The organism is Paraburkholderia sp. (assembly GCF_049581445.1).
Taxonomy (GTDB): domain Bacteria; phylum Pseudomonadota; class Gammaproteobacteria; order Burkholderiales; family Burkholderiaceae; genus Paraburkholderia.
In genome coordinates this window covers 1-19684 of record NZ_JBAURZ010000066.1, presented here as the reverse complement: position 1 = coordinate 19684, position 19684 = coordinate 1, and the positions used below count along the sequence as shown (strand labels likewise).

Sequence of the window (19684 nt, the reverse complement as noted above, 5' to 3'; positions counted from 1 at the left end):
TTCGGTGCAACAGGTCATTAAAAGTTCACTTAACTTGCCGGCGGCGCTGCCGATATACCATCGAGCCACCCCTTTAACTGATTGCAATGTCAATTTCCTCGCCCCCTCGATCCGTTGCGCCGAGCATCGAGGACCTGATCGCCCGGCGTCAGTTGTCCGCCGTGTTCCAGCCCATTGTCGATTTCGATGGCGGCGCGATCCTTGGCTACGAGGGATTGATTCGCGGGCCCGCCGGCACACCACTTGAATCGCCGTTCGCGCTGTTCGCGCAGGCCCACGCCGAAGGCCGTGTGGTCGAACTCGAACGCGCCGCTGCGCTCATCTGCATCCAGGCGTTTGCCCGGTCCGAGTGTGACGGCAAGCTGTTCCTGAACTTCAGCGCCGGGGCGCTGCGGCATCTGGCGAATGCGCGCGACGACGCCCTCGCGCTGCTGCGCCAATCCGGCGTGGAGCCCGAGCGCATCGTGATCGAGCTCACCGAGCAAAGCGCCATCGTCGACATCAACAATTTCCTGCCGGTCCTTGCGACGCTACGCACGGCGGGCGCCCAATTCGCGCTCGACGATTACGGCACCGCGAACGCCAGCATGAATTTGTGGGTGCGGCTGCAACCTGACGTGGTGAAAATCGACCGCTTTTTCATCCACGACATCGCGAGCGACCCGCTGAAATTCGAAGCCGTGCGTGCCATGCAGCATTTTGCGAACGCGAGTGGCGCGAAACTGGTCGCTGAGGGGATCGAGAACGAAGCCGACCTGATCGTCGTACGCGACATGGGGATTGGTTGCGGCCAGGGTTATTTCTTCGGCCGTCCAAGCGCGCAACCGGCCCGCATGGTGGCGGACGACGTCCGGAAAGCGATCCGCGCCGGCCATATCGCGGTCTTTCCTGAAGCCACCCGCACGGTCAGCGCGTCGCCCTCAGGCGGCATGGCGTCCGCGAAAATGCTGGTGCGCGCGCCGTCGTTGCAGCGCCGCGCCACCAATAACGACGTGCTCGAACTGTTCAACCGTTTGCCCGACCTGCACGCCGTGGCCGTGGTCGAACATGACGAACCGGTCGCGCTGATCAACCGGCGCGCTTTCATGGAACGGTATGCGCTGCCATATCACCGTGAGCTGTTCGGCAAGCGCCCCTGTCTTCTGTTTGCAAATGCGTCACCGGTGATCATCGAGAAATCCATGACGGTCGAGCAGATGGCCAAGCTCCTCGCCAGCGACGACCAGCGCTATCTGGCCGACGGATTTGTCATCACCGACGATGGCAAATACGTGGGGCTGGGCACGGGTGAGAAGCTCGTACGCGCGGTCACTGAAGTGCGGATCGAAGCGGCGCGCTACGCGAACCCGCTGACGTTCCTGCCGGGCAACATCCCGATCAGCTCGCACATCGCGCGGCTTGTCGACAACAACGCGGGCTTCTATGCCTGTTATGTCGACCTGAATCATTTCAAGCCCTTTAACGACCAGTACGGCTACTGGCAGGGCGACGAAGTGCTGAAGTTCGCCGCTGCCGTGCTGGCTGACGTGTGCGACCCGACCCGCGACTTCCTCGGCCACGTGGGTGGCGATGACTTCCTGATCCTGTTTCAGAGTGAGGACTGGCAAGAACGCGTGATGCGTGCGATTCACGCGTTCAACAAAGGCGTGATGCGTTTCTACGCTCCCGCAGACCGCCTCGCGGGCGGCATTCGTGGCGAGGACCGACGCGGCAACGCCACCTTCTTCGGATTTGTGACGATGGCGATTGGCTGTGTGCGGGTCGAGCCTGACGGCGGCCCGGCGCTGTATAGCAGCGAGGAGATTGCATCGGTAGCGGCAGTGGCAAAGCGCCGCGCGAAACAGGATGCGACGGGGTTTGTGTTGATCGATGCCAAGGAGAGTGCTGCGTTATTGAGGGGGCAAGCGGAGGCGCATCACCACACGCGTGACTGAGTTCGTCACCTAGAATGTCGCAAGGCATTTCGTTAGCCGCATCATTGGGGACCTCGCTGAACACTCCACGGGGCTCGCGCCACAGGCCCACCTCGGATAAGCCCGCGCCTGCATGGCGCGACGCCCCCCTCGCTCCCTCCTCACTCTTTCGTCGCCCACCGTTGGCGCTTCGCGTCGGACCTCGCCGCGTGACTGGCAAGGTCATCGAGAGACACCCCAAACCCTCGTTCGCCGCACTGTTTAGTAAATTTTACTAAACGCCGATAACCCCATTCTGGTCCCTACCTACTGGTATTTACGCGTATCAAATCACGCTAAACACGGCAATTTTGATCGCGTTTTACTATACAATCCCGAAACTCGATAACGGCCGCCCAGGCCAGCCCAACTCACCGCCCACTCCGATGGCAACAACCATCCGCGATGTCGCCCGTGCAGCCAGCGTGTCGATCGGCACCGTTTCCCGCGCGCTGAAGAATCAGCCGGGACTCTCTGACGCCACCCGATTGCGGGTCGTCGAGGCCGCGCGCCAGCTCGGCTACGACGCTGCCCAGTTACGCCCGCGTATCCGCCGGCTCACCTTTCTGCTGCATCGCCATCACAACAACTTTGCGGTCAGTCCGTTCTTTTCGCACGTCCTGCACGGCGTCGAGGACGCCTGCCGCGAACGCGGCATCGTGCCGTCGGTGCTAACTGCCGGCCCCACTGAAGACGTGATCCAGCAGATGCGCCTGCACGCGCCGGATGCCGTCGCCGTCGCCGGGTTTGTGGAGCCGGAGACGCTCACCACGCTGGTCGCCATGCAGCGTCCGCTCGTGTTGATCGACCTGTGGGCGCCCGGCCTGCGCTCGGTGAATCTTGACAACGCTGGCGGCGCCGAACTGGCGATGCGCCATCTGTTCGCCCAGAAGTACGAGCGCATCGCCTTTATCGGCGGTTCGCTTGCGCATTTCAGCATCGCGCAGCGCGCCCTCGGCTATCGACGCGCGTTCTTTGAAGCGGGTCTGTTGTTCGACCCGTCGCTCGAAGTGACCATCGACGCCGGCCTCGACCCCGACACCGGCGCCGCGCTCGCCATGCAACGGCTGCTCGATGCGCCCGGCGCCACTGATAAGCGCCCCGACGCTGTGTTTGCCTACAACGACGCCGCTGCGCTCGCCGCGCTACGCGTCTGTCTCACGCGCGGTCTGCGCGTTCCGCAGGACATTGCGATCATCGGTTTCGACGACATCCCCGCCGCCGCTCACGCCACGCCGCCCTTGTCGACCATCTCGGTTGACAAGGAAGCGCTCGGCCGACGCGGCGTCGAACTGCTGCTCGAAGACTCGCCTGCCGAACTCGAAGTCCGCTTGCCCGTCCATCTCATTGCCCGTGCCAGTACCTCGGTGAAAAAGCCATGACGCAATCCGATACGCCTCAACCTCAATCCGCAGCCGGCATGCCGCCGGTGCCTGCCGTCGCCAGCTTCCGCGATCGCGACTTCCTGCACGCCCATGTGCAGGACACTTTGCGTTTCTACGCACCCAACGTGTTCGACCCGAGCGGCGGTTTCTATCACTTCTTCCGCGATGACGGCTCGATCTACGACCGCAGCACACGCCATCTCGTTAGCAGTTGCCGCTACGTCTTCAACTACGCTATGGCGTTCCGCGAGTTTGGCGATCCAAAGCATCTCGAGTACGCGCGTCACGGCCTGAGTTTCCTGCGCGACGTGCACTGGGATCCCGAGCACGCCGGCTATGACTGGGAGCTTGAATGGCGTGACGGCACGAAGCGGACGCTCGACGCCACGCGTCACTGCTACGGTCTCGCCTTCGTGCTGCTCGCGTATTCGCACGCAGCGATGGCCGGGATCGAAGAAGCGCGGCCCATGATCGGCGCCACTTTTGAACTGATGGAACACCGCTTCTGGGATGCCGCGGCCGGACTCTACGCGGACGAGGCAACCCAGGACTGGCGTGTGAGTTCGTACCGTGGCCAGAACGCGAACATGCACACCACCGAGGCGCTGCTCGCCGCCTACGAAGCGACCCGCCACCTCGTATACCTGGACCGCGCGGAACGGGTGGCGTCGAACATCACGCTGCGCCAGGCCAAGCTCTCGCAAGGGCTGGTGTGGGAGCATTTCCATGCGGACTGGTCGGTGGACTGGCACTACAACGAGGAAGACAGCTCGAACATTTTCCGTCCGTGGGGCTTCCAGCCCGGCCATCAGACGGAGTGGGCCAAGCTGCTGCTGATTCTCGAGCGCCACCGCCCGCTGCCCTGGCTGCTGCCGCGTGCCATCGAACTGTTCGACGCGGCCATGACGCGCGCCTGGGACGATGACCACGGCGGGCTCTATTATGGTTTTGGCCCGGACGGCACGGTGTGCGATCACGACAAGTATTTCTGGGTCCAGGCGGAAACCTTCGCGACCGCCGCGCTGCTCGGCAAGCGCACCGGAAACGAACGCTTCTGGGACTGGTACGACGAAATCTGGCGCTATAGCTGGGCGCATTTTGTCGACCACAAATACGGCGCGTGGTATCGCATCCTCACGTGCGACAACCGCAAATACAGCGACGAAAAGAGCCCAGCCGGCAAGACCGACTACCACACGATGGGCGCGTGCTACGAAGTGCTCGCGCATGCATTGCCGGATGCCAATCCGGCCGCAACATCGGCCCCGAACGAATCCGCGAGGTGAGCACCATGACCGCGACCACCGAATTCCCCCTCTTTGTCTCGCCCGGCGACATCCTCACCGACCTCGTCCGTACCGGCGACTCGCAATGGGTATCGCACCCGGGCGGCGCCGGCTGGAACGTGGCGCGTGCGGTGGCGCGACTCGGCTTGCCTACGGCCTGCGTGGGCTCGCTCGGCACCGACAACTTCTCCGACGAACTCTGGAATGCGAGCGTCGCGGCCGGCCTCGACATGCGTTTCATGCAGCGCGTCGAGCGGCCGCCGCTGCTGGCGATCGTCCATCAGACGCATCCGCCCGCGTACTTCTTCATGGGTGAGAACGGCGCCGACCTCGCCTTCGATCCGGCGCTCCTGCCCGAGGGCTGGATGGGCCAAGTGAAGTGGGCCCACTTTGGCTGTATCAGTCTCGTGCGCCAGCCGCTCGGGGACACGCTTGCGAAACTGGCTGCGGAATTGCGTTCGCGCGGCGTGAAGATCAGCTTCGACCCGAATTACCGCAATCTGATGGAGCACGGCTACGAGCCGACGCTGCGCAAGATGGCCGCGCTCGCCGACCTGATCAAGGTCTCCGATGAAGATCTGCGCCTGCTCTTCAAAACCAGCGAAGCCGATGCGCTCGCCCAGTTGCGCGCCATGAACCCCGCCGCCACGGTGCTGGTGACGCGCGGCTCGGAGAAGGCCACGTTGATCGACGGCGATACGATGATCGAAGCCCAACCGCCGCGCGTCGAAGTCGCCGATACGGTCGGCGCGGGCGATGCGTCGATTGCCGGTTTGCTGTTCAGCAAGATGACCGCGCCGCAACGCACGTGGGCCGAGCATCTGGCATTTGCGCTGGCGGCAGGCGCCGCCGCTTGCCGTCACTCGGGCGCGCACTCGCCGTCGCTCGATGAAGTGGTGGCGTTGCTCGAAAGCTGACGTCCGCGAGTCTCGGTCTTGCCGCGCCTCGCAGGGGGCGCTGTCGCCAACGCGCGGGCCGGTGAGTCTAAAGACGGCGTGCTACGATTGAATCTCCCCCTTGAAGGAGAAGCATCATGGAGGACGTCACCTATACCAAAGGGCTCTACACGGCCACCGCAGCGGTGGTTCCCGTAGAGGGCGGAGAGTTCCGGGGTATCGTCGCGCTGGCACGCGACGAGGGCGGCGAACTGGAGAACACCGTCTACGAAGTCGAGGCCACCTCGGCCACCGAGGAAGAGGCGCTTGAAGAAGCGAAAGCGCTGGCCCACCGGATCCTCGGCGAAATCGAATTCTAGGCAGACCGGGCGTCGCGTGCGCCGATTACTACTCGTTGCGTGCGGCGCCTGTTCCGAACCAACCGGCAGGAGGCGAAGATGACCGATCAGCTCTTCCTCTACGGCGTGTATGCGATCCATGTGCGCCCGCTCGAACTGCAAGGCGCACGCTGGGACGCGGAGTATGAAATCCGCCATCGCGACCACGCAGTGCAGGTGTGGACCACCGTCGGCGGGGACGCTGGATTCCCGAACGAAACCGACGCGATAGAAGCCGCGCACCGCCAGGCCGTCGCAGATATTGAACACGGAGCGGGGATTCCGAAGCCGCGTACGTTCCCGTGACTCCGATGCCGGTTTATTTCACGCAGATCTGACGCTGCCGCAGGGCACCAAACCCAAACCGTTAAGGCATGCTACGCTCTGCGCGTTTTCATGTTCACGAACGCGCAATGGCCATTGACACCTCAGACCGCACCACCGGCACTCGCGGGGCCGCAAGCTCATCGGGAAAGTACGCGGGACAGCGTGGCCACCGGGTGGAGTTGAACTCGCGCGTGGTGTACGTGCATGGCATCTCCATGCGCTTCTGGCAAGATCTGTATCACCGGGCGCTGGTGGTGAGGTGGCCGACCTTTTTCGTGTCACTCGCGGTTATTTTCCTGCTGCTCAACACCACCTTTGCATCGTTGTACATGCTCGGCACCAAGCCCATCGCCAATCAATATCCGCCCGAATTCATGGGCGCATTCTTTTTCAGTGTTGAAACGCTCGCCACGGTCGGTTATGGCGACATGCATCCGCAGACGATGTACGGCCATCTGATCGCCACGCTCGAGATTTTTGTCGGAATGTCGGGCATCGCCTTGGCGACCGGTTTGATTTTCGCGCGCTTCTCGCGGCCCCGCGCCATGATCATGTTTGCCCGCTACGCGATCGTGCGGCCCCTCGAAGGACGCATGACCCTCGCGATGCGGGCCGCCAACGCGCGCCAGAACGTCATCGCCGAAGCCCACGCCAAGATGCGGATGATGCGCCGCGAAACCACCATCGAAGGGTTTACGTCGCTCAAAATCTACGATCTGAAACTGGTGCGAGACCATCAGCCCATGTTTCTGCTGAGCTGGGTGATGATGCACGTGATCGACGATACCAGTCCGCTGTTCGGGGAAACTGCGGAGACGCTTGCAGCAAGCGGCGCATCCTTGCTGATCACCATTGAGGGCTCCGACGAAACCACCTCACAGATCATGCAGGCGCGCCATGCGTGGACCGGCGCGGAGATTCGCTGGCAGCACGCCTATGTGGATCTGATCCACGAAGAGGACGGCGTGACGCATGTCGACTACGCCAATTTCCATGACGTCGTACCGCTCACCCCGTTGCCGCCTTCAGAAACGGTCAAGCCGCGCTCGACACCCGCCTGAACAGCGACAGCAACGTTCGGCGTTGCAGCAGTGGCCGCGTCATTCAACGCGCCTCTTCCCCGTAAAAACGCCACGTCAATGCTTTAGTGCCGCCAGTTCGCGCTGCTCGACGGCCACCGCGCGCACATGCGCGTCGCGCGAGACAGCGCGCTCGACGTAATCGCCGATCACGCCTTTCGGCTCCAGCAGCTTCGCCATGAAAGCGATCTGCAGCGTTCCGGCCAATAGCAGATCCGCCGCGGTGAAGCGTTCGCCGAGAAGCCATTCCCCTTCTTCCAGCGCACTTTCGACGGCATGCCTGACGCGATCGAAGTCGCCCCAGCCGAAGCTGAAGGTATTGCCGGCTGAGCCGATGATCTTTTCAGCCATGGCGGGTTCGAGGCAACCGGGTGTGAAGAACAGCCACTGCAGGAAACGGCCGCGCAACGGATCATCCAGCGTAGCGCCCAGATTTGCGCCGGGAAACCGGTCCGCCAGATACAGCAGCACCGCACCCGACTCGGCCACCTGCACGCCGTGGTCGTCGAGCGCGGGCAGCTTCGTCATGGGATTGACGCGGCAAAAGTCATGAGCGCCCTGCTCGCCCGCGCGAATGTTCACCCGCACCAGTTCATATGGCGCGCCGATCTCTTCCAGCATCCAAAGCGCGCGAAAGGCTCTCGTTTTCGGCCAGTAATAGAGTTTCATCGGCGGCTCGGTGGGAAACATGGATTCTTCAGCGTAACTCAATGTTGTGCGCGCGGCGAGCGGGCGCCCCTGTGAAAATAGCGCGCTCATCCCTTTCAATCCGTTAATCCAGCCCACGTCGCGAAAATCTGACTCAAAAAGGGACAAAATCGCGTAGCACTTCGCTTCTTTATGCGGACTCAGCCGCAAACTAGCAAAAATATTCTCCAATCGGCGTTAAAAAATAGAGTCTCTTTCGACGCGATCCGGTTCGGTCCTCACCTTGTGGTCCCCACGCACACGCGCGAAGGCATAACAACGGAGACTCACAATGACAGCTCGCCTGCCCATCGACGGCACGCCCGCCTTGGCCGATTACAAGCTCTCGGATAACCTCACCGCGACGCGCGGCCGCATTTTTCTCACCGGCACGCAGGCACTGGTCCGTCTCGTGTTGATGCAGCGCTCGCTCGACAAGCGCCGTGACATGAACACCGCCGGCTTTGTCAGCGGCTATCGCGGTTCGCCGCTTGGGATGGTCGACCAGCAGTTGTGGAAGGCGAAGAAACTGCTCGCGGAGAGTGACATTCGCTTTCTGCCCGCGATCAATGAGGAACTCGGCGGCACGGCTGTGCTTGGCACGCAGCGCGTCGAATCGGACCCGGAGCGCACCGTCGAAGGCGTGTTTGCGATGTGGTACGGCAAGGGCCCGGGCGTGGATCGTGCGGGGGATGCGCTCAAACATGGCAACGCGTATGGTTCGTCACCGCATGGCGGTGTGCTGGTGGTGGCCGGGGACGACCACGGCTGCGTGTCGTCTTCGATGCCGCATCAGAGCGACTTTGCGTTGATGGCGTGGCATATGCCGGTGGTGAATCCGTCGAACGTTGCCGACATGCTTGAGTTCGGGCTGTACGGTTGGGCGCTGTCGCGATTCTCCGGCGCGTGGGTGGGCTACAAGGCGATTTCAGAGACTGTCGAATCCGGTTCAACGGTGGACCTCGACGCGCTGCAAACGCAATGGGAAACGCCGCAGGATTTTCATGAACCCGCCGGCGGCCTGCATAACCGCTGGCCCGATCTGCCGAGCCTCACCATCGAAGCGCGGCTCGCCGCCAAGCTCGACGCCGTGCGCCATTTCGCGCGCACGAATAGCATCGACAAATGGATTGCGCCGAGCCCTCATGCAAACGTCGGCATCGTCACGTGCGGAAAAGCGCATCTGGATCTGATGGAGGCGCTGCGCCGCCTCGATCTCACGGTCGGTGATCTCGAAGCGGCTGGCGTGCGGATCTATAAGGTCGGTCTATCGTTTCCTCTGGAGATGACGCGCATCGATACGTTCGTAGGTGGCCTGTCTGAAGTGCTGGTGATCGAGGAAAAAGGGCCGGTCATTGAACAGCAGATCAAGGACTATCTGTACAACCGGCAAGACGGCGCGCGGCCGGTGGTGATCGGCAAGCACGCGCAAGATGGCTCGATGCTGCTGTCGGCACTCGGTGAGTTGCGGCCTTCGCGGATTCTGCCCGTGTTCGCGAACTGGCTGGCGCGGCACAAGCCCGCGCTCGATCGCCGCGAACGGGTGGTCGATCTGGTCGCGCCGCAAATTCTCTCCAACGAAGCGGATGCGGTGAAACGCACGCCGTATTTCTGCTCGGGCTGCCCGCACAACACCTCGACGAAAGTGCCCGAAGGTTCGATCGCACAAGCGGGGATTGGCTGCCACTTCATGGCGTCATGGATGGAGCGCGACACCACGGGCCTCATCCAGATGGGCGGCGAAGGCGTCGACTGGGCTTCGCACTCGATGTTCACGAAGACGCGTCACGTGTTCCAGAATCTCGGCGACGGTACCTACTTTCACTCCGGCATTCTGGCGATTCGTCAGGCGGTCGCGGCCAAGGCAACCATCACCTACAAGATCCTCTATAACGACGCGGTGGCCATGACCGGCGGCCAACCGGTCGACGGCAGCATCTCGGTGCCGCAGATCGCGCGGCAGGTCGAAGCGGAAGGAGTTTCGCGCTTCGTCGTAGTAAGCGACGAGCCGGAAAAGTACGATGGCCATCACGGCCAGTTTCCGCAAGGCACCACGTTCCACCATCGCAGCGAACTCGATGCCGTGCAACGCGAACTGCGCGACACCGACGGCGTCACCGTGCTGATCTACGATCAAACCTGCGCGGCCGAAAAGCGCCGCCGCAGGAAGAAAGGCGAATTCCCCGATCCGGACAAGCGCCTGTTTATCAACGAGGAAGTGTGCGAAGGATGCGGCGACTGCGGCGTGCAATCGAATTGCCTGTCGGTCGAGCCGGTTGAAACGGCGCTGGGCCGCAAGCGCCGCATCGATCAGTCGTCGTGCAACAAGGACTACTCATGCGTGAACGGCTTTTGTCCAAGCTTCGTGACGGTCGAAGGCGGCAAGCTGAAAAAGGCTGTCGGCGCTGCGTTCGATGCAGCCGCACTGGCCGCGCGCGTCGACGCCTTGCCTGCGCCCACCACGCAGCTCGACGCCGCGCCGTACGACATCCTGATTACCGGCGTGGGCGGGACGGGCGTCGTCACAGTAGGCGCGTTGATCAGCATGGCCGCGCATCTGGAAGGCAAGAGTGCGTCGGTGCTCGACTTCATGGGCTTTGCGCAGAAAGGCGGCTCGGTGTTGTCATTCGTGCGCTTCGCGGCGCGCGATGAGTGGCTCAACCAGGTGCGCATCGACACCCAGCAGGCCGACGTGCTGCTCGCCTGTGACATGGTGGTCGGCGCGAGTTCCGATGCGCTGCAGACCGTGCGTCACGGCCGCACACGCATCGTTGTGAATACGCATGCCATCCCGAACGCGACTTTCGTGCAAAACCCGGACGCCAACCTGCATGCCGACGCATTGATCGACAAGATGCGTCACGCGGCTGGCGAAGAACGCATGTCGACCTGCGATGCGCAGGCACTCGCGACGCGTTTCCTCGGCGATACGATCGGCGCCAATATCCTGATGCTCGGCTTTGCGTGGCAGCTTGGGTTAGTACCAGTGTCGTTCGGCGCGATGATGCGTGCAATCGAACTGAATAACGTCGCAGTGCAGATGAATCAACTGGCTTTTTCAGTGGGCCGTCTGGCTGCTGCCGATCCGGCTGCGCTCGAATCGCTGTGGCAGGCGCGCCATACCTCCCAGGAAGCGGTGCGCATTGAGACACTCGACCAGGTGATCGCGCATCGCGAAGCACGACTGGATGCATATGGCGGCGAACGCTACGTGCAGCGTTATCGCACGCTGGTGGATGCTGCACGACGTGCCGAAGCCGCACTTGGCAGCGCCACAGGCGATCGCCTCGCCCGTGCGGTTGCGACAACGTTTTATCGCCTGCTGGCCGTGAAGGACGAATACGAAGTCGCGCGTCTGCACACGGACAGCGCATTCCGCACAGCGCTCGAAGCGCAATTCGAAGGCGTGGCCGGCAAGGACTTCGGCATCAAGTTCAATCTCGCGCCACCAACCCTGTCGCGTCCCCAGCATGGCGCGAAACCGGTCAAAAAGACCTTCGGCCAATGGATGTGGCCGGTGCTCGGCACGATGGCGAAATTCCGCGGACTGCGCGGCACGATGCTCGATCCGTTCGGACGCACGCTCGAACGCAGGATGGAACGTGAACTCGCTGACGATTACGAAACGACCCTGCAACGCGCATTGGCGAAGCTCGATGCAAACAATGTCGAAGAGATCGTCAAGCTCGCCGACCTGCACGCCCGCGTGCGGGGCTACGGACATGTGAAGCTGGCGAATCTGGCTGGCGTGAAGCGCAGCGAGCGCGAACTGGCCTCGCGTCTGCAGATTGAAGCGGCGACCGGCGCGGCGGTCAAACAGGCGTTGGAGGAAGTAAAGGGCGCGGGAACTTTGCGGGGAATTCCGGTGGTGGTGGCGAAGTGAACGCGGCGAACTGAAGTTTTAAACGGGACAACGGACGCACCACCTTGGGCTGATTTCTACCCACAAGTGGCTGCGTCCGGTTTTTGGATTCTCCCTCTCAAGCAATCGCGAAACTTGCCGTTATAGAGGCATCGACGGAAAGACGCCGGCCAACGTGAAGCATGGCCATCGGCGATGCGACGCGCATGCCACTGGCATGCCGCAGCCCGGCTAAGGGCTGCGCAATGCGTCCATATCGCCATCACACCCGCGAACCTACAACGACGTCATTCCTTACCCGTTATTACCTGAATGCTGACGCACGTCCATGCGTCGCATGCTCAGATTGAATAAGGATGACTAACGATGTCACGGGATAATCGCGTCCGGACGCCAATCGACGCCGCGCTTCTGTTCTCGCGCGCGCGTATGCGGCCATCCAGTGTTGTGGACGCTCCGGCGTCGCGACGCAAGTTTTTGAGTGGACTGCTTGCGGGTGCGGGCACTCTTGCATTAGCCGCGTGTGGCGGAGGCGGGGGCGCTTCCGGGGCAGGCGCGTCGACGAGCGTCAATACCAGCAACAGCACTAACCCGGCCAACACAAGCACAAACACCAGCAGCGCCACCTCCACCGGCACGACCACGGTGAGTGGCACAACTACCGGAAGCAGCGGCACGCAGAACACCAGCAGTACTACGGATACCTCGGGCACCTCTACTCCTTCAGGCACCAGCAGCGCTGCAACCGAATCAACGTCCGGTACGACGATCCCACCCGCCAGCGCGATAATCGACAGCGCTGGCGCCCAGTGGACGCTATCGAATGGTGCCGTGCTGAAAGCCGCGGTCGACACCGACTTCCCCGCGACATCGACGTTGCTGCTGTACTGGAACCACACGGTGTACGCCGAAGATGGATCGGGCAACTGGTACGTCAGCGGAAACAATGGCTGGAGCGTGTCGTCGGACCCGCGCAGCACCACGAGCACCCCGCCCGTTACTTCGCTCTTCTACGGCATGAACGGGCACATGGCGTACACCTCGGGCGTCTACGCGACAGTCACGCCCGCCGAGCAACTGGCCCTGCTGCAAGACCTTGGCGTGAACAACTATCGCGCCGACGTCTATAACCAGAATGACGCGCAATTGCTCGCGAATATATTGACGGGCGCCTTCGCCAACAGTGGCGTATCGATCCTGCCGTGCATGCTCCCGGTGTTCCTCAACCAGTCGGGGACGGAGACCGACGCCTACAACCTTGGCTATCAGCTTGCCGTGTCGGTGGCGACACCGCTCAAGGGGCTGGTGAAGTACATCGAGTGCGGCAACGAACTCGACGCGGGCGGTCTCGTCAGCACCCCACCGGGGAGTTCATTCAGCGATTTCAACCCGGCTTACTGGCCCGCTTATCGTGGCGTGATTCGCGGCATGATCGACGGCGTGAAGTCGGTGGACCCTACCATCCAATGCGGCGTCGACGTGGGCGTACCACTGGCCTATCCGGCGCTGCAAATGCTGTGGAACGGCATCACACCGGATGGTTCGCCGACGGGTGTGAGCGGTGCGACCCCGGTCCGCTGGGACGTCACGATGTATCACTGGTACGAAAGCTCGGGCGACATTCAAGGCGCAGGGGCGAACGGCAATATCAACGTGCTGGAGATTCTCGCGCAATCGTTTGGTCTGCCGATCTGGCTGACCGAATGGGGCTTCGTGCCAAGCGATTCGCCAGCGGCCCAGGCGTCATACGTAACGGGCAGATTGAACGAGTATTACTCGGTGCGCACGCAGTACAACCTGCAGTCGATCATGTTGTATGAGTTGATCAGCACTGCGTCGAGTGATGATTTCGGGCTGATCGAAACGGATGGAGCGACGAAGACACCGGCCTACGCCGCGTTCAAGAGCTTCACGGCGGCGAATCCGGTATAGGCGAGCTATGCGTTATCCAGCAGCGACCTCACCCGGGCGACCCGTTGCGGGTCCACCGGCGCCATTGCGTTGCCGTCCACCCGCACGCCCGACCCAAAGTGCACCGCCTTGACCTGAGTGGCCCGCACGAAACCGGCCACCGAGTCGACCGTCAACCCGGCGCCTGCGAGCACCGTGCAATTTGAGCCTTCGGCCTGCTTCACCAGCGCGCGAATCGTCGCTTCGGCCTGGAGCGCCGAGGGTTTGCCACCCGAGGTCAGCACATTCGTCACCGCGTCAAAGCCGAGCAGCACATCGAGCGCGCGGCGCTGGTCGCGCGCTTCGTCAAAGGCCCGATGGAAAGTGATGGCGAGGCCGTCCGCCGCGTCAATGACCCGGGCGAGACCCTCACGATCGATTTCACCGTCAGGCGTCAGCATCCCGATCACAACACCATGCGCCCCCGCCGCTTTGACCGCTTGCACGTCGCGCAGCATCACCGCGTAGTCGTCGGCGTCGAATACAAATGAGCGGCTGTGCGGACGCACGATCACATTGACGGGACAGTCGCCCACACCGACCACTTCCTCGATCAACCCCACACTCGGCGTCAACCCGCCTTCACCCGTTGCGGTGATCAGTTCAAGGCGGTCGGCGCCCGCCTGTACGGCAAGCCGCGCATCGGCAACGGTGGTGGCAATGACTTCCAGCAAAACGGATGATTGAGACATGGCGGCCAGACAAGTGGGTCGTGAAAACCGACATGATCTCAGAACCGCTCTTCCTCCACCCAGTCAATATCGCCGCATAGCACGCACGTCTGCTCACCCACATGCGTCGCCACCGACAACGTCACGCATGGCAGCGCCTCGTTGATCGACAGATACGGCCGCGTCACATGCACCCGTTCCGGCGCATTGATCGCCGCGCGAAAGTAAGGACGGCGCAGCCAGTTCGCGCCCTGCGCATCGGCGAGCGGCAAGAAGCGTGTCTCGTGGGCGGCACGGTCGGCGCGCAGCACTACATTGCGTCCCGCCTGACGGCCTTTGGCATCCAGCAGGAAGCAACGCGCCGCATGGTCGAGCGCGAGAAAATTCCAGCACACCTCGTCGAGCGGTTCGCCCGCAGCCAGCCGTTCCGCCGCCCGCTCAAAAGCGCGGATATACGGCGCGAGACGGCTCGCATTACGGCGCTCGCGTGCCTCGGTTTGGGTCCGGTAGCGCTCAGTGACTTCGCTGATGCAGGTCACAGCCTGAGGACCGTCCGCTGAGCCCGGGCTGGGCCGGCCAAAGAAAAAACCCTGCACGAAATCGGCGTCGCAGGCGAGTGCCATCTGCGCCTCATGTTCAGTCTCCACCCCTTCGATCAGCACCAGTTTGCCCGCCTCGTGCAACAGGGACACGAGCCCCGGCAGGATCGTCGCCATATCGGCGCGGTGTGCGGCATGCGAAAGCATGATGCGATCGAGTTTCACAATGTCCGGGTTCAGTTGCCAGATCCGTTCGACATTCGAATGCCCGGCGCCAAAGTCATCGAGCGCGATCAAAAAGCCCAATTCACGGAAGCGACGCACGGCTTCGGCCAGACGTTCCAGATCTTCCGCGCGCTGTTCGAGCACTTCGAGCACGATGCGCCGGGGAGGCAGGTCAAGCCGCCGCAGATTCGCGAGCAGCGCGGCGGCGTGATACGGATCAGTCAGCGCGCCGGGGTGCACGTTCAGAAACAGCCACTCCGTCTCCGCGCCCAGCACCCGGAAATTTTCCAGATGCAGCGCCTGGGCGAGGCGGTCCACTTGCAGCACATCGCCCACTCGCGCGGCCTGCCCAAACACGTCTAGCGGCGACACCGGCCGGTCCAGCGCGTCGTGGGCGCGCAGCAAACCCTCGTAGCCAACCGCGCGCATGTGCGACAAGCTGAAGATTGGCTGAAAAACGCTCGTCAACTCCAGTTCCCCGTGTCGCACCGAGTAGCGTTCCAACCCCGAAGTCACACTGACTTCAAAGCCGTGCGGCGGCGCGGCGCTCGTTCTTTCCTGTTGCGCAATCGTCATGCATCCCTCTCACGCGAGAGCTGGGCCGGTCCGATCGCGGAGGCGAACAACCACGGCGTCATCTCTCAAAATGTGCGTCTTATTTACTCCTTAAGCAAGCTCCATGCGCACGCTGGCGCACGTACAAACGAAATTTGCATCCACCGCTGCACCGACAAAAGCTTCTTGCGTCGCGTCGAGGCGCACGACGCACCATAGCGGTGCGCGCTCCTTCGTTGGTAGGCGGTCAGATTTGCTGCTCGCGCACGTTGTGCCACTGTAAGCCTCGCGACAGCGTCACCCCGCCCCAGGCTAAACTTCCAGGCTGCTGCCCCAGTTCCGCCCTCATCCCGTCAGCCGGCACCGTCTCCGATAAAGCGATCCAGATGGAAATAGTCTTCACCGTTCTGATCCTGCTGCTTGCGGTGGCCGTCTCCGGTATCGGCACCCGTGCGCTGCCGTTCAAGCTGCCCTTGCCACTCGTGCAAATCGCCATCGGCGCGGTGCTCGCGTGGCCGCGGCTCGGATTGCACGTGAGCTTCGATCCGGAAATCTTCATGATGCTCTTTATTCCGCCGCTGCTGTTCGCGGATGGATGGCGCATCCCGAAGCGCGAGTTTTTCATGGCGCGCCGCTCGATCCTGCTGCTCGCGTTCGGACTCGTCTTTATGACGGTGCTGGCGGTCGGCTACTTCATCCATGCACTCGCGCCGGAGATCTCATTGCCGGTAGCTTTCGCGCTGGCAGCAGTGCTGTCGCCGACTGACGCAGTCGCGCTCACCGGCATCGCGGGTAAGGACCAGATTCCGGCGAACCTGATGCACATCCTCGAAGGCGAGGCGCTGATGAACGATGCGTCTGGCCTCGTGGCGTTGAAATTCGCCATTGCGGCCGCGTTGACGGGGGTGTTTTCGCTGCGCGATGCATCGGTCAGCTTCGTGATCATCGCCACGGGCGGAATGGCGACCGGCGCTGCGGTGAGTTGGCTTTTCAGCGTGGTCTCCGGGCGCTTCCTGAGCGTCAACGAAGAGGGCGATCCAGCGCCGGGCGTGGTGATGACCCTGCTGATCCCGTTTGCCGCGTATCTGTTTGCGGAGCATTTCGGCTGGTCGGGCATTCTCGCCGCCGTGGCCGCCGGGATGATGATGAACTACACCAGCATCGCGAACATCGGGCCGGTGGCCTCGCGCGTGCGCACGACCAGCACCTGGACGATGATCGAATTCGTCTTCAACGGGATGGTGTTCATTCTGCTCGGCCTGCAGTTTCCGCATATCCTCGGGCGCGCGCTGATCAACGCACACGAGACCAGCAACGAACAGATGGCCCTGTTGATCGGCTACGTCGCGGCCGTGGCGGTGGCGCTGTATGCACTGCGTTTCGTGTGGGTCTGGCTGTTGCGCTGGTATGCGAGCCGCGGCGCTGCGAAGCGGGGCCTTACCAGCGCGGTGCCCGGCATGCGGACCGTCGCGGTCACCACCTTGGCGGGCGTGCGCGGTGCGATCACGATGGCCGGTATCCTTGCACTGCCTGAAACGCTGCCCAACGGCGCACCGTTGCCCGGTCGAGACCTCGCGATCTTTATCGCGTCAGGTGTGATTCTGCTGTCGTTGCTGCTAGCAGTAGTCGGACTGCCGCTGCTGCTGCGCGGCTGGCGGCGCGGGCGCGATCCGCACGCAGCCGAAGAGCGCTTCGCCCGCAAACTCGCCGCACAGGCGGCGATCCGGGCTGTCGACCAGTTGCACGAAACCGCCACCGCCGATCTCGACGAATCGGCCTCGGCGTATGCGACAGATGTGACGGCACGCGTGATGGATATCTACCGCCGGCGCCTCGCTACCCTCGGTGACGAGAAGACCGCGCCGAGCGAACGGGCCCGTCGCGCGGAGGCCCTCGAATTTCAGATGAAGCTGGCGGCGATGCGCGCCGAGCGTGCTGTGCTGGTATCGCTACGCAATACGCAGAAGATCAACGACGAGACGCTCAGCAAGCTGATGCGGGAAGTGGACCTGACGGAGAACGCGTTGATCACTCGCGGACGTGCGAAGGCTTGAGCAGCCAAAGCAGTCGGCGCGTCAACGCGGACCCGCCTAAACCGCCGGCTGTTGAGCCGGCTTACGACGCAACAACGCATAAAGAATAATCGCGCCGAACGTCGCGGTGCCGATCCCGCCCAGTCCAAAGCCGCCCAGTTTCAGCGAGAAGTCACCGGCGCCGAGCACCAGCGTAACGGCGGCGACGATCAGGTTGCGGTTGTCCGAGAAGTCCACCTTGTTGACGACCCAGATACGCGCGCCGGTCACGGCAATCAGCCCGAATACGACAATCGACACGCCGCCCAGCACCGGCCCCGGAATGGTCTGGATCACTGCGCCGAACTTCGGCGAGAAACCGAGCACCAGCGCGATCAGCGCGGCGATCACAAACACGAGCGTCGAGTAGATTTTGGTGACGGCCATCACGCCGATGTTTTCCGCGTAGGTGGTGACCCCGGTGCCGCCGGCGAAGCCGGACAGGATCGTAGCGAGACCATCGCCGATGAACGCGCGGCCCACATAGCCGTCAAGATTCTGGCCAGTCATCGCGCTCACCGCTTTGATGTGGCCGAGATTTTCCGCGACGAGGATCACGGCGATCGGCGCGAGCAAGGCCATGGCCTGCCCGTTGAATACCGGTGCGGTGAAATGCGGCATGCCGAACCAGGCAGCGTTCGCGACGATGGAGAAATCGATCGGCTTACCCATGCCGAGACCATTCGTGACGATCGCATAGATCACGTATGCAATCAGCAATCCCACCAGAATCAGCAGACGCTGCAGCATACCGCGCGCAAACACGGCGACGGCGGCGACGCACAGCACCGTGACCAGCGCCATCCATGAGTCGAAGTTGCTGCCGCTCACGCCCTTCACAGCGATCGGGGCGAGGTTCAGCCCGATCACGCAGACGATCGCACCCGTGACGACCGGCGGCATCAGCGTCTCGATCCACTTCGTGCCAACGGCCGAAACAATCAGCCCGATGATTGCGTATACCACGCCACAGGCGATGATCCCGCCCAGCGCCACCGAAATGTTCAGATTGGGTCCGTGGCCGGCATAACCCGTCACGGCGATCACAAGCCCGATGAACGAGAAGCTCGAACCGAGGTAGCTCGGCACCCGGCCGCCCACCAGCACGAAGAACAGCAACGTACCGATCCCCGACATGAAAATGCACAGGTTCGGATCGAAGCCCATCAACAACGGTGCGAGCACGGTCGAGCCGAACATGGCGACAACGTGCTGGATGCCCATCGCAAACATCTGCGGCCAGGCGAGCCGCTCATCGGTGTTGACGATGCGGCCTTCGGCAGCGCTTGGCTGCGTGCGCCAGCGGGGGAAATAAGAATTGGCCATGGCGGGGGGTTCTCCTCTATCGGCGTATTTATCGCAGGACGAGAGACGAACCGGCCGTCCCCCACACGCTGCTTTGTTGAACCGCTGGTTTAAATTACGCGCGAGTGTACGGAGAGCGCCAGGCCCTGACAAGCGCCGTCGTGGGAGCACTGCGGCAATGCGAGTTCAGCGGTGTCGCGCCTCGAGCGCGAACACCGCCACGGCAGTCTTCAGTTCACGCGCCTGGTCGGCCATCGACGCCGCCGCAGCCGCGGCCTGTTCGACCAGCGCGGCATTCTGCTGGGTCGCCTCGTCCATTTGCGAGACTGCGCGGTTAACCTGTTCGATGCCGGTGCTCTGTTCGTGCGATGCAGCAGAGATTTCACCCATGATGTCGGTCACGCGCCGCACCGCATGGGTGACTTCGGCCATCGTCTGGCCGGCTCGCTCGGCCAGCGCTGCGCCGCTGTCGACGCGCCCGGTCGAGGTCTCGATCAGCTCCTTGATCTCCTTGGC

16 protein-coding genes are annotated in these 19684 nt (G+C 62.7%); 10 read left to right on the top strand and 6 right to left on the bottom strand.

Translation table 11 applies throughout. From position 1 onward, the window contains the following. Positions 1-86: 86 nt before the first annotated feature. The 7 genes from WCA85_RS05100 (at position 87) to WCA85_RS05070 (ending at position 7284) form a co-directional block, all read left to right on the top strand. Positions 87-1934 (top strand): EAL domain-containing protein, encoded by a 1848-nt coding sequence (locus WCA85_RS05100; RefSeq protein ID WP_424062077.1) that lies wholly within the window; start codon positions 87-89, stop codon positions 1932-1934. 404 nt (positions 1935-2338) lie between these two features. Beyond that, positions 2339-3334: a LacI family DNA-binding transcriptional regulator gene (locus tag WCA85_RS05095; protein WP_424062076.1), complete on the top strand. Its 996-nt coding sequence runs from the start codon at positions 2339-2341 to the stop codon at positions 3332-3334. After that, a complete protein-coding gene (locus WCA85_RS05090) occupies positions 3331-4623 on the top strand; it encodes an AGE family epimerase/isomerase (protein ID WP_424062075.1) in 1293 nt (430 codons plus the stop codon). The genes WCA85_RS05095 and WCA85_RS05090 overlap by 4 nt, the downstream gene beginning before the upstream one ends. Positions 4624-4628: 5 nt before the next feature. Then, positions 4629-5540 carry a carbohydrate kinase family protein gene (locus tag WCA85_RS05085; protein WP_424062074.1) on the top strand — a complete coding sequence of 304 codons (912 nt, stop codon included), beginning with the start codon at positions 4629-4631 and terminating at the stop codon, positions 5538-5540. A 116-nt stretch (positions 5541-5656) separates the two neighbouring features. Further along, a complete protein-coding gene (locus tag WCA85_RS05080) occupies positions 5657-5878 on the top strand; it encodes a hypothetical protein (RefSeq protein ID WP_424062073.1) in 222 nt (73 codons plus the stop codon). 78 nt (positions 5879-5956) lie between these two features. Then, a complete protein-coding gene (locus tag WCA85_RS05075) occupies positions 5957-6202 on the top strand; it encodes a hypothetical protein (RefSeq protein ID WP_424062072.1) in 246 nt (81 codons plus the stop codon). 107 nt (positions 6203-6309) lie between these two features. Continuing rightward, a complete protein-coding gene (locus tag WCA85_RS05070) occupies positions 6310-7284 on the top strand; it encodes an ion channel (RefSeq protein WP_424062071.1) in 975 nt (324 codons plus the stop codon). Between the two features lie 75 nt (positions 7285-7359). On the opposite strand, the gene WCA85_RS05065 is transcribed toward WCA85_RS05070, so the two are convergent. Continuing rightward, the gene (locus tag WCA85_RS05065; RefSeq protein WP_424062087.1) at positions 7360-7971 is read right to left on the bottom strand and encodes a glutathione S-transferase family protein; all 612 of its coding nucleotides are present in this window, start codon (positions 7969-7971) and stop codon (positions 7360-7362) included. Positions 7972-8281: 310 nt separating this feature from the next. On the opposite strand from WCA85_RS05065, the gene WCA85_RS05060 reads away from it, so the two are divergent. Then, complete coding sequence (locus WCA85_RS05060) at positions 8282-11872, top strand: indolepyruvate ferredoxin oxidoreductase family protein (RefSeq protein ID WP_424062070.1); 3591 nt, start codon at positions 8282-8284, stop codon at positions 11870-11872. A gap of 320 nt (positions 11873-12192) precedes the next feature. Here the strand turns inward: WCA85_RS05060 and WCA85_RS05055 are convergent, their stop codons facing one another. Next, on the bottom strand, positions 12193-12705 hold the full coding sequence (locus WCA85_RS05055) for a hypothetical protein (RefSeq protein WP_424062069.1): 513 nt from the start codon (positions 12703-12705) through the stop codon (positions 12193-12195). Between WCA85_RS05055 and WCA85_RS05050 the strand changes: the two genes are divergently transcribed. Further along, positions 12683-13783, top strand: a complete 1101-nt coding sequence (locus WCA85_RS05050; protein WP_424062068.1) for a lipopolysaccharide biosynthesis protein — start codon at positions 12683-12685, stop codon at positions 13781-13783. The genes WCA85_RS05055 and WCA85_RS05050 overlap by 23 nt on opposite strands. Positions 13784-13788: 5 nt before the next feature. Here WCA85_RS05050 and WCA85_RS05045 read toward each other — a convergent pair whose 3' ends face one another. Together WCA85_RS05045 and WCA85_RS05040 are read right to left on the bottom strand one after the other, a co-directional pair. Beyond that, positions 13789-14493: a copper homeostasis protein CutC gene (locus tag WCA85_RS05045; protein ID WP_424062067.1), complete on the bottom strand. Its 705-nt coding sequence runs from the start codon at positions 14491-14493 to the stop codon at positions 13789-13791. 38 nt (positions 14494-14531) lie between these two features. Beyond that, entirely contained in the window at positions 14532-15812 is a 1281-nt protein-coding gene (locus WCA85_RS05040; RefSeq protein WP_424062066.1) for a sensor domain-containing phosphodiesterase, read from the bottom strand. A 365-nt stretch (positions 15813-16177) separates the two neighbouring features. On the opposite strand from WCA85_RS05040, the gene WCA85_RS05035 reads away from it, so the two are divergent. Continuing rightward, positions 16178-17845, top strand: coding sequence for a Na+/H+ antiporter (locus tag WCA85_RS05035; RefSeq protein ID WP_424062065.1), 1668 nt, complete (start codon positions 16178-16180; stop codon positions 17843-17845). 36 nt (positions 17846-17881) lie between these two features. Here WCA85_RS05035 and WCA85_RS05030 read toward each other — a convergent pair whose 3' ends face one another. After that, positions 17882-19189, bottom strand: a complete 1308-nt coding sequence (locus WCA85_RS05030) for a solute carrier family 23 protein (protein WP_424062064.1) — start codon at positions 19187-19189, stop codon at positions 17882-17884. Positions 19190-19354: 165 nt separating this feature from the next. Next, on the bottom strand, positions 19355-19684 hold a 330-nt coding region (locus WCA85_RS05025; RefSeq protein WP_424062063.1), incomplete at its 5' end, for a methyl-accepting chemotaxis protein.